The organism is uncultured Brachyspira sp., from assembly GCF_944390845.1.
GTDB lineage: Bacteria > Spirochaetota > Brachyspiria > Brachyspirales > Brachyspiraceae > Brachyspira > Brachyspira pulli.
In genome coordinates, this window is sequence record NZ_CALXRM010000087.1 from 1 (window position 1) to 12,122 (window position 12,122).

Consider the following 12,122-nt stretch of genomic DNA (forward strand, 5'->3'; position numbering starts at 1 on the left):
AAATTATGATACACCTATGTTATACTTTAAAAAACTAAGGAATACTTAATGCAATATGTCTGGCTCCTGTGCATAAAAAATTAATTTAAAAATTTTCAGTATATACAAAAAATTTATAATTAAATTCTTATTCATTATTAATATTTATAAAATATTTCATACTAAAATAATTTTTTAAGTTTTAATCAAACATTATTAAAAAATATTTTGACAAAATCTAATCCTTTAATTATACTTAACTAAGTAAATAAAAATAAAAGTATTGGATTTTATTATGGATTTTTATGATAATACTTACACATCTAAAAGAAATGTAGTTTTTGGAAAAAATATAGTTTCTACAAGCAATATACTAGCTTCTCAGGCTGGACTTGAAATATTAAAGAAAGGCGGAAACGCTATTGATGCGGCAATTGCAACAGCAGCTGCACTTACAGTTGTTGAACCTACTTCAAATGGTTTGGGAGGTGATGCTTTTGCTATAATTAATTTTGAAAATAATTTATATGCTATCAATGGAAGCGGATTTTCTCCAAAGAATTTAGATGTTGATAAAATATTGTCGCTTAATCTTGATAAAATGCCAACTTACGGACTTTTACCTGTAACTGTTGGAGGAATACCAGCAACTTGGGCAACACTTGTAAAAAAGTTCGGAAAATTAAAACTTATAGATGTGCTTGAACCTGCTATTAGATATGCCAAAGAAGGTTATGCAGTTCAGCCTCAAGTGGCTCTTGATTGGAAAGAATCTTATTATGTATATTTAAAAGAATCTGATAAATTAAAAAAAGAAGAGTTTAAATATTGGTTTGATACCTTTACTTTTAATGGAAGAACTCCAGAACTTGGTGAAATAGTTAAACTTCCGTATCATGCTAAAACTTTAGAGGATATAGGAAACACAAATGCAGAATGTATTTATAGAGGTGAGTACGCTGAAAAGATAGATGCATTTATGAAAAAGTATGGAGGATATTTATCTAAAGAAGATTTAAATGAATATTATCCAGAATTTGTTACTCCTATAACAACCAATTACAGAGGATACGATATTTATGAGATTCCTCCTAATGGACATGGCATTACAGTATTAATGGCTTTAAATATTTTATCTCATTTTGATTTAAAAGATTTGACACCGCTAGAAAACACTCATTATAAAATAGAGGCATTGAAATTAGCATTCATAGACACAAAAAAATATGTTGCTGATATTTATCACATGAAAACTTCTATTGAAGAAATGCTTTCAAAAGAATATGCTATTAAAAGAGCCTCATTAATAAGAGTAAATAAAGCATTAGAGCCTATAAATCATATATTCTCATCAGGCGACACTGTATATCTAGCAACTGCAGATAGTGATGGTAATATGGTTTCTTATATACAAAGTAATTACTGTGCATTCGGTTCTGGTATAGTAATTCCAGAAACAGGTATAGCATTACAAAATAGGGGAGCTAATTTTTCACTAGATCCTAATTCAGATAATTTTATAGCACCACACAAAAAGCCTTATCACACAATAATACCGGCATTTATATGTAAGGACTCAAAACCTTATGCAGCTTTAGGTGTGATGGGAGCTTTCATGCAGCCTCAGGGACATTTACAGGTTATGAGTAATTTAATAGATCATAATTTGAATCCGCAGGCGGCATTAGATAAACCTAGATGGCAATGGGTAGGGGAGAAGAACATTGAATTAGAATACAATTTTGATGATGTGTTATTTTCAGAACTTTCATCATTGGGACATAATGTTACCAAGAAGCCTCATATAACAAATTTCGGATATTTCGGACGCGGACAAGTTATAATGAAAAATGATAATAATGTTTATTTTGCAGGCTGCGATGGAAGGACTGATTCTTCAATTTCTGCTTATTGATTTTTATATTGTTTAATAAATGATTAAAAAAAGACAAGCCTTTAACTTACATTAAAGGCTTGTTTAAAAAATTTATATTTTGGGGTAATTACTTTTTGTCTGGGAAAATCACACCTTTTTTAAGTATAATATTTGCATATATTTCTAATTCGCTTGTAGCAACAATAGCATAAACATTTTTACATCTGTCATAATATGCAAATCTTTCCAAATATTCATAATTTACTTTTTGATGTTTTCCAATGATGTCTTTATATTTAGCCCATACATCAGGTTCTCTGCCAAAATCAGCATTAGGCTGCATTAATACAACAGGGCTTTCTACAAAAGTATCCAAAGGAAATAAAGGCATAATTGCTTTTAAAACAGTAGGTATATCTATACCATCAAGTCTTATTATTTTTTTTGCATTGTAGTCATAAGAAGGGAAATTTCCGTCAGCGAATAATATTTCACTTCCATGTCCCATCTCGCATAATATTTTTAATAGTTCTGGAGAAACAACAGGGTCTATTCCTTTTAACATATTAAATCCTTATAGCTATAATTTTAATAAAAATCCCATTTAATATTTACATATTAAATGGGACTATAAATATGTATTAATTAAATTATTTAGAAACTTTTCCGAACAATGGTCCAAAATGTTTACAAGCTCTGAAATCAGCACCTTCTAAATCTTTTGTACCGAATGCTTTCCAAGCTTTAGGTCTGAATATTCTATCTTCGCTAACGTTATGCATACTTACAGGTATACGTAACATAGAAGCTAAAGTAATTAAATCAGCACCGATATGACCATAAGCAGCAGCACAGTGGTTAGCACCCCAATCATTCATTACAGAATAAACATCTTTGAAAGAATCTTTACCTGTAAGTATAGGAGCAAACCAAGTAGTAGGCCAAGTAGAGTCAGTTCTTTTGTTAATAGGATCAAATATACTTTCATCGATATTAACAGCATAACCTTCAGCTATTTGAAGTACAGGGCCATAACCTTTAACTAAGTTAAGTCTGATTATAGTCATTGGCATTTCACCTTTAGTTAAGAAAGTAGATGAGAATCCGCCTCCTCTAAAGTATTCTCTGCTTGCAGGAGAGAAATGAGTTGCATCAAGACATTTTTTAGCTTCTTCTTCAGTGATGTTCCAGAATTCTTTTAAAGCAGGATTTCCATCAACTTTTTGCTCACCAGTCCAGTCTAAAGAAGCAGCACCAGAATTGATTAAGTGTATGATACCATCTTTAGCTTTTCCAGTAAGTTCTTTACCAGTAACTCTTTTTACAGCTTCAGGGCTCCAATAAGTTCTAACGTCAGCAAATAATTGAGATCTGCTTGTTAATAAGTGAGCAAATAACATAGAAAGACCATTCAAAGAGTCATTTTCAGTAGCAACAACATAAGGTTCTCTTATACCGTTCCAGTCGAAAGATGAGTTAAGAATAGCTTCAGCAAAGTCACCGTTAGGCATAAAGTCAGTCCAGTGTCTTTGACCTTGGAAACCGCCAACTATAGCATTATGACCTTGTGCTTCTTCTATATATCCCATTTCAGCTAACTTAGGGTTTCCTACCATTAAGTCACGCATAATCATAGCCATTTTTATAGAAGTAGCCCATTCTTTTTCTTTTTCTTCTTGAGTAGCTTGTACTTTATTTTTATCAACTCCGAATTTGCATTGTTTAGCCCATTCCCAAGCTTTTTGGAATTCTTCTTTATCGTAAATTTCTAGTTCTAATCTTCTTTTGATTTCACTCATATCTACGAATTCAGTTCTCATTCCTAAATAGTCAAGTAAGAATTCAGCGTCTACCATAGATCCCATAATACCCATAGCAACGTATCCCATACTTATATAAGATTGATCTTTCATAGTAGCAACAGCAAGACCAGCTCTTACGAATCTAAGTATTTTTTCTTTAACGTCATCAGGAATATTTTCATCGCCTGCATCTTGAACATCTTTACCATAGATAGAGAATACAGGTAAACCTAATTGAGTATGACCAGCATCAGCAGCAGCCAAATAAACTGCACCAGGTCTTTCAGTACCATTGAAACCCCAAATTGCTTTAGGTATAGCAGGAGTCATATCAATAGTTTCTGAACCGTAGCACCAACAAGGTGTAACAGTAAGAGTTAATTTAACATTATTTTCATCAAATTTTTTCTGACATCTAGCAGCTTCAGCAACACCGCCGATTGTAGTATCAGCTATTACACATTCAACTTTTTCTCCGCTAGGATGTTTAATATTATCTTCTATGAGTTTTGCAGCTATTTTAGCCATATTCATAGTAGTGTCTTCGAGAGATTCTCTAACACCATTTCTTCTACCATCTATAACAGGTCTAATACCTACTTTTGGTAAATTATTTTGCATTCTAAACATAATAATTTAAATCCTCCATATTTGAATAAATAAAATTATTCATATAATAATTTAGCTATTTCTGGATCATCAATATTTGTTTTATCGTACCATTTAGCACCAGTGTCAACGTTAGCTACTGGTTCACCTTTAGAAGCTTTATAAGCTAAAGTTACAGCTTGGAAACCAATGCTATAAGGGTCTTGAGTAACAGAACCTTGTATTATTCCGCTTCTTATAGCGTCTAATTGAGGTTTACCAGAGTCAAATCCCATAGCTACTAAATCGCCGCCGTCTTGAGCATCACCGATTATAGTGTTAGCAGCACCTGGTTCAGCACTTTTGTATACTACTAAGAAACCTCTAGCCATAGCTTCATTAGATAAGTATATACCTAAGCAGCTTTTTCCTCTTAAAGCGTTAACTTCGTTAGCTATGTCAGCTTCATTTTGAGTAGTAGGAACTATAACTTGTAAAGTATATTTTCCAGCAGTAGTAGCATCTCCGTCAGCTAATTCAGTGAATCTGTTTACGAAACCTTCAGCTCTTCCTATACCAGTATCAGAGTTATCTAATTGAAGTACAGCAATTTTAGCTTTATTAGCAGAAGAGAAAGCAGCTATTCTAGTTTTTAAAGCTTCAAACATTTTTTCAGCAACTATAGCAGCAGCAGCTCTGTTATCTGTAGAAGCAGTAGCAAGTACAGCACCTTGAGCTTGATCAGGTAATATACCAGAGTCAAAACCGATTAAAGGAATATTTTTTTCTTTTATTCTTTTAATTTGTTCAGTGAAGTCTCCTGTTACAGCAGCAAATGCTATAGCATCAGGTGATTTGTTAATTTCACTATCTAATAAATCTTGTTGTATTTTTGAGTCAGATTCTGTTTCTGGACCAACAAAACTTATTTTAACACCATTTTGTTTAGCAGCAGCTTCTGCACCATCTCTAACAGTTACCCAGAACTTGTGCTGGAATCCTTTAGAAACAACAGCTATGTATGGTTCCTTGTTTCCGCAGCTTGCTAACATAACTGTTAATCCAATTAAAGTAGTAGCTAGTAATAAAATTCTTTTCATTTTATTCTCCTTTTTTATTTTGTTTTTATTATTTTACTTTATTTTTTTCTTTTCTTCTATTAAATTATTAATTTTTGACTGTACTTCAGATATTTCTTTAGAATAATCTTTAGTATTATCTGATATCATATAGTCTATTTTGATTCTGAATGCTTCTATTTCTTCCTCTAACTGTTCTAATCTTTCTTTTTTAACATCTACTTTTTTAACTTTATTAGACATTTTTATTCTGTATACGTCTATAAGTACTGCTATAATAACTACTATACCTATAGTAAAGTATTGGAAGAACTGTTCAACACCAACAGAAGGAAGACCTACTTTTAGTACAGACATTATGTATACACCTATTATTGTACCTATTATAGAACCAACACCGCCTGAAAGAGAAGTACCGCCTATAACTACACCTGCTATAGCATCAAATTCATAACCTTGACCTGCTCCAGGACTTATGCTTGAATAACTAGCAGCAAATGCTAAACCGCCTAAACCGCAGAAGAATCCAGCTATAGTATAAGCTATTATTTTCCATTTATTAGTTTTTATACCAGAAAGTCTTGCTGCTTCTTCGTTACTTCCTAAAGCAAATATATATCTTCCTATTATAGTTTTAGTTAATACTATTACAGATATTATAGTAAATATTGCTAGCATTATAAAACCAGATGGGAAATTAGATTCTGTAGCATTAAATAATACTCTGAACCAACCATATTGAGGGTCTGTTATAGTAGGGTAGTATATAGTTTGAGATTTTGAAACTATACCAGATAAACCTTTAGTAACCATAAGCATACCTAATGTAGCAATGAATGGAGGCAAATTGAAATATGAAATTAAGAATCCATTAATAAATCCGCCTAAAGTTGCTACAGCTATTACTATAATAATAATAGCCCACATTGGAACTTGGAACTTAGTTATTAAAACACCACCAACCATTGCGGCAAACAGAGATAGAGAACCAATGGACAAATCTATACCGCCTGTTATAATAACAAATGTTACACCTATAGCTAAAAAACCAATAAAATATGAGTTTCTTAATATCAATGAAAATGTATCAAATGTGAAGAAGTTTCTTCCTGCTATAACAAAAAATACATACAATATAAGAAGTGCTACTACAGTAAGAAATTTTTGAAGACCATTTTTCTTTATGTATATTAAAGAATTTCTAATCTTTCTTCTCATTTTTGCTTTGAAGCATAACTTGCCAGTAAAAGTATTAGTTTCAATGTCGTACATATATAAACTCCATAATATTTATTATTTTTTTATAGTGAATGATATTATCGCATAGTAGCATATTTCATAATATCATCTTGTGTAGTTCCTTTTATATCTAGTTCTCCAGTTTTTTTACCTTCTGACATAACTAGAATTCTGTCACTCATTCTTAATATTTCTACTAAGTCTGAAGAAATCATTATTATAGATTTTCCCATAGATACTAATTGTTCCATAAGATTATAAATCTCACTTCTAGCACCTACGTCTATTCCTCTTGTAGGCTCATCAAATATTAATACTTTACATTCTTTTATGAGCCAATTTGCTATTACAACTTTCTGCTGATTTCCGCCTGATAAGTTTTTTACTAACTGGTTTATAGAAGGTGTTTTAATATTCAAAGATTCTACTTCTTTTTCTGCTGTATCTTTAACTTTTGCATTCTGTACCATAAGCATATTTGAAAACTTATCATAGTTTCCCATCATCATATTTTCAAATACAGGTAAACCTAATGCCAATCCGTATCTTTTTCTATCTTCAGAAAGATATCCGATTCCGCTTTTTATGGCATCAACAGGAGATTTGATTGATACTTCTTGACCATCAACAAATATTCTTCCGCTTTCAAATTTATCAGCACCAAAAATAGCTCTTGCAGTTTCTGTTCTTCCTGCTCCCATAAGTCCGGCAAATCCTAAAATTTCACCATGTTTTAAAGAAAAACTTACATCTTTTACTACGCCTGGTACAACTAAATTTTCTACTCTTAATATTTCTTTAGCATCTTTTGCTACTTTACTTTCAGTTTTAGGTGTTTCATATATAACACGTCCAACCATTAGATTAACTATTTCATCTTTATTAGTTTCTTTTGTTATTTTTGTATCTATATATTCACCGTCTCTTATAACTGTTATTCTGTCTGATAATATAAATAATTCATCTAATCTATGAGAAATATATACTATTGATACGCCTGATACTTGTAAATCTTTAATTATTCTAAATAATTCTTTTGTTTCTGATTCTGTTAAAGCTGCTGTAGGTTCATCAAGTATCAATATTTTTGAATTATGAGTTAATGCTTTTGCTATTTCAACTAATTGCTGTTTACCAACTGTTAAAGAACCTATTTTAGCGGCTGGATTTATATCCACATTCATGCCTTTAAATATTTTATCAGCTCTTTTTATCATTAACTTATCATCTATCAAGCCTAATTTATTTAAAGGTTCATGACCTATAAATATGTTTTGAGCAACAGTTAAATGATTCATCAAATTTAATTCTTGATGCACTATCGATATACCATTTTCCTCAGCTTCTTTAGGGCCAGATACTTCCAAAGGTTTTCCAAAATATTCTATAGTTCCGGCATCTTTTTTGTATATTCCAGATAAAATCTTCATAAGTGTAGATTTACCAGCACCATTTTCTCCTATTAAAGCTAATATTTCACCTTGGACTAAAGAGAAATTAAAGTTCTTTAAAGCATAAACACCTTTAAATCTCTTTTCTATTCCATTCATTTTTAGAATTACTTTATCACTCATAGAATAATTTATCCTTAAGTTTTAATTTTTTTCACATACTATATTTTAGTAAAAAAAAAGAGCATAATCAATATTATATTGTTTTTTTTTTATAAAAAAATTCGCTTTATTTGAAATTGTTTTAAAAAAAATAAATTTGTTTAAAAAAATGAGTTATTATTTAAAAATAACTCATTTTTTTATTGAATCTGAAACAAAAATTTACTATATTATACTATATAATTAAAATGGTGTGTTTATTATGATTGATCAAATTTATTCTATAGCATGTGATTTTGGCTCTTCTGGAGGTAAGATTTTTTTATCAAAGTTTGAAAATGATAAAATGACTTTAGAAGAAGTTCATAGATTTTCTTTAACTCCTATAAAGGTTAATAATTATTATTATACTGATTTTATATACATGTATAATGAGTTATTGAAAGGTATTAAAAAAGTTGTAGATATGGGGATACAGCCTTCTTCTCTAGGTATAAATTCTTGGGGTGTTGATTATGGTTATATCGATAAAAACGGTGAACTATTGTCAAATCCTATAAATTATAGGGATACAAGAACAATAGATACAATAAAAAAATTAGAGAAAATAGGTTTAGGTGCCAAGGAATTATATGATATAACCGGTATATCTTGCATGCCTTTCAATAGTATAATGCAGATATATGAAGATATACAAGGCAGAGCAGATATTGTAAATAATGCTTCAAAATTATTATTCACTCCTGATTTATTTGGATATTTTTTAACAGGAAATGCTTCCAGTGAATTTACTATAGCTTCTACTTCACAGCTTCTAAATGTAAGTAAAAGAGAGTGGTCAGAAGAAATTCTAAATAAAATTAACTTTAGTATTGATAAATTACCAACATTGAATGAACCGGGTACTAAAAAAGGTGTATTGAAAAAAGAAATAGCTGATTATTTAGGTTGTCAGCCTTTTGATGTTATAGCTGTAGCTTCACATGATACTGCTTCAGCCGTATTGTCAGCTCCTATTACAGATGATAAAACTGCTTATTTGTCATCAGGTTCTTGGTCTTTATTGGGTGTTGAATTAAATAGACCTATATTGACAGAAGAAGCATTTGAAAATGGTTTTACAAATGAAATGGGATATGATAATACTATAAGATTTTTAGAGAATATAAATGGTCTTTGGACTATACAATTATTACAAAAGAAATATCAAATTTCATTTAATGATATGGAAAAATTGGCAAGAGATAATATTAAAGATAATCATAGAATTGATATAAATGATAATAGATTCTACAATCCTAAAGATATAGAAGATGAAATATTAAGCTACTATAAAGACACTAATCAGCCAAGCGTATCAAAAGATCAGAGAGGTATTATAATAGCTTCAGTATATAATTCCTTAGCTGAAAGTTATGCAAAATACATTAGTAGTCTTAAAAAACTATTAAATAAAGATATTAATACATTATGTATTGTCGGAGGCGGTACCAGAGATAAATTAATATGTGAGCTTACAAAAGAGAAAACTGGTTTAGAAGTTTCTGTAGGCCCTATAGAATGTACTGCTACTGGTAATATATTAGCACAATTCAAAGCTTTAGGAATTCTAAAAGATACTAAAGAGATGAGAAATTTAGTTATTAATAGTTTTGAAATAAAAAAAATATAATATTTAAGGAGAATAAATATGTCTGATTCTAATAGAAAAGAGTTAGCTCAAAAGATTATAGATACTTGTTTAAGTATGAGAAGAGATGGTGTTAATCAGGGTACTGCTGGAAATGTAAGTTTAAGATTCAATGATGGTATGCTTATAACTCCATCTGGTATGCCTTATGAGATTATGACTCCAGATGATATAGTTTTTGTAGATGCAGAAGGAAATCCTGAAAAAGATAAAATTCCTTCTAGTGAATGGAGATTCCATTTATCAATTCTTAAAGATAATCCAAATTATAACGCTGTAATACATAACCATGCTATTTATTCATCAATGGTTTCTATATTGAATATAGATTATATACCAGCTATACATTATATGGTAGGTGTTGCTGGAGGAAATAAAATTCCTTGTGCTAAATATGCTACTTATGGTACTCAAGAATTATGTGACAATATTTCTGAAGCTATGAAAGGCTATAAAGCTTGTATATTAAAAAATCATGGTTTGGTTGCTACTGATGAAACTTTAGAGAAAGCTTATCATGTTATGATGGAAGTTGAGAATTTAGCTAGATTATATATGGGCGTTAGAGGAATAGGTGATTATTCTGTTTTACCTGATAGTGAAATGGAAGTAGTTTTAGAAAAATTTAAAAATTATGGTTTGAATGTAAAACATAAAACTAAAAAATAAATCTTCTTAAAGAATAAAAAGGAAGAAATATTTATAAAAAAATAAAATAATAGGAGTGTTTTTATGGCTAGATATATTCTAAATGAAACAAGTTATTTCGGTGTAGGTATAAGAAGTGAACTTGCTACTGAAATCAAAGCAAGAGGTTTTAAAAAAGCCCTTTTAGTAAGTGATAAGGTTTTGGATTCTTGCGGCGTACTTAAAAAAGTTAAAGATGTTTTAGATGGTGCTAATATTGCTTATGATGTATTTTTAGATATTAAGCAAAACCCTACTATCAAAAACTGTAAAGACGGTTTAGCAAAATTTAATGAATCTGGTGCTGATTTCTTAATAGCAGTTGGCGGCGGTTCTGTAATGGACGTTGCTAAAGCTATAGGTATCACTAAAAATAACCCAGATTTTGCTGATGTTAAATCTCTTGAAGGAGTTGCAGCTACTAAAAATAAAAGCGTACCTATTATGGCTCTTCCTACTACTTGCGGTACTGCAGCTGAAGTTACAATTAACTATGTAATTATTAATGAAGAAGAAAACAGAAAAATGGTTTGTGTTGACCCTAAAGACATACCTATAGTTGCTTTAGTAGATGCTGAACTTATGGCTTCTATGCCTAATAGCCTTGTTGCTGCTACTGGTATGGATGCTTTAACTCATGCTATTGAAGGTTATATCACTAAAGGTGCTCATACTATTTCTGATATGTTTGAATATAAAGCTATGCAGCTTATATCTAAACACTTAAGAGGTGCTGTTAAAGATAAAAATATGACAGATATGGACGGAATGAGCATTGCTCAGTATGTTGCTGGTATGGGTTTCAGTAACGTAGGACTTGGTATTGTTCACTCTATGGCTCACCCACTTGGAGCTATATTTGATATACCTCATGGTGTTGCTAATGCTGTACTTTTACCTACTGTTATGGAATTCAATATGCCTGTTTGTATAGATAAATATGTTGATATAGCTGTAGCAATGGGAGAAAAAGTTGATGGATTAAGCAAAGAAGAAGCTGCTAAATTAGCTGTTGAAGCTGTTAGAAAACTTTCTAAAGATGTTAATATTCCTGCTAACTTAAGAGAATTAAAAATCAAAGAAGAAGATCTTCCTAGATTAGCAAAAGATGCTTTAGCTGATGTATGTACTGGCGGAAATCCTAGAGACGTAACATTAGATGATATATTGGCTTTATATAAGAAAGCTTATTAATATTAATTAAGTATTCTTAAAAATTCTTTACAAGGTTACTGCTTTAATTAGCGGTAGCCTTTATTAATATATAGATTAATACTAAAATTATTTATACATTTTAGTACTTTTATCTATAATTAATAAATTCTTTTATATATGTAGTAATGTATATTTTATGTTCTTTTAATCAATACCATGGCTACACTTACATCAGACTTTGTCGGAACTCCTTTCAGTTGCACTGCTTCTTCGGTCATAAAAGAACTTGGTTGTTATGAACTATGCAGAGCTGCATGTCAGGTGATTTGCAGTTGGGCAAAGCCGTCACAAATAATAAAATTAAAAAAACTAAAATTGATAAAATGTAGTTGTTTAGGTATATACTGAAAATTTTTAAGTTTGTCATTTTTTTATTCAACTTTTTCCCGCCGCAAAAAGTTGCAAAAAGTGCAA

At 30.5% G+C, this 12,122-nt stretch carries 9 protein-coding genes; 4 read left to right on the forward strand and 5 right to left on the reverse strand.

Features of this window, described 5'->3' with window-relative positions; genetic code table 11:
* Positions 1-274 precede the first annotated feature (274 nt).
* On the forward strand, positions 275-1,894 hold the full coding sequence (locus tag Q0K52_RS13195) for a gamma-glutamyltransferase family protein (protein ID WP_297300172.1): 1,620 nt from the start codon (positions 275-277) through the stop codon (positions 1,892-1,894).
* A gap of 88 nt (positions 1,895-1,982) precedes the next feature.
* On the opposite strand, the gene Q0K52_RS13200 is transcribed toward Q0K52_RS13195, so the two are convergent.
* The 5 genes from Q0K52_RS13200 to Q0K52_RS13220 all read right to left on the reverse strand — a co-directional run bounded on the left by Q0K52_RS13200 (position 1,983) and on the right by Q0K52_RS13220 (position 8,137).
* Complete coding sequence (locus Q0K52_RS13200; RefSeq protein WP_014488262.1) at positions 1,983-2,420, reverse strand: RbsD/FucU domain-containing protein; 438 nt, start codon at positions 2,418-2,420, stop codon at positions 1,983-1,985.
* Positions 2,421-2,505: 85 nt separating this feature from the next.
* Entirely contained in the window at positions 2,506-4,287 is a 1,782-nt protein-coding gene (locus Q0K52_RS13205; RefSeq protein WP_297300174.1) for an L-fucose isomerase, read from the reverse strand.
* A gap of 35 nt (positions 4,288-4,322) precedes the next feature.
* The gene (locus tag Q0K52_RS13210) at positions 4,323-5,345 is read right to left on the reverse strand and encodes an ABC transporter substrate-binding protein (RefSeq protein ID WP_297300176.1); all 1,023 of its coding nucleotides are present in this window, start codon (positions 5,343-5,345) and stop codon (positions 4,323-4,325) included.
* 33 nt (positions 5,346-5,378) lie between these two features.
* Positions 5,379-6,596 (reverse strand): ABC transporter permease, encoded by a 1,218-nt coding sequence (locus Q0K52_RS13215; RefSeq protein WP_297300178.1) that lies wholly within the window; start codon positions 6,594-6,596, stop codon positions 5,379-5,381.
* 44 nt (positions 6,597-6,640) lie between these two features.
* Entirely contained in the window at positions 6,641-8,137 is a 1,497-nt protein-coding gene (locus Q0K52_RS13220; RefSeq protein ID WP_297300180.1) for a sugar ABC transporter ATP-binding protein, read from the reverse strand.
* Between the two features lie 241 nt (positions 8,138-8,378).
* Between Q0K52_RS13220 and Q0K52_RS13225 the strand changes: the two genes are divergently transcribed.
* The 3 genes from Q0K52_RS13225 (at position 8,379) to fucO (ending at position 11,687) form a co-directional block, all read left to right on the forward strand.
* Positions 8,379-9,788 (forward strand): rhamnulokinase family protein, encoded by a 1,410-nt coding sequence (locus Q0K52_RS13225; protein WP_297300182.1) that lies wholly within the window; start codon positions 8,379-8,381, stop codon positions 9,786-9,788.
* Positions 9,789-9,806: 18 nt separating this feature from the next.
* Positions 9,807-10,475, forward strand: coding sequence for an L-fuculose-phosphate aldolase (locus Q0K52_RS13230; RefSeq protein WP_297300184.1), 669 nt, complete (start codon positions 9,807-9,809; stop codon positions 10,473-10,475).
* Between the two features lie 63 nt (positions 10,476-10,538).
* Complete coding sequence (gene fucO / locus Q0K52_RS13235; RefSeq protein ID WP_297300186.1) at positions 10,539-11,687, forward strand: lactaldehyde reductase; 1,149 nt, start codon at positions 10,539-10,541, stop codon at positions 11,685-11,687.
* The last annotated feature ends 435 nt before the right edge of the window (positions 11,688-12,122 follow it).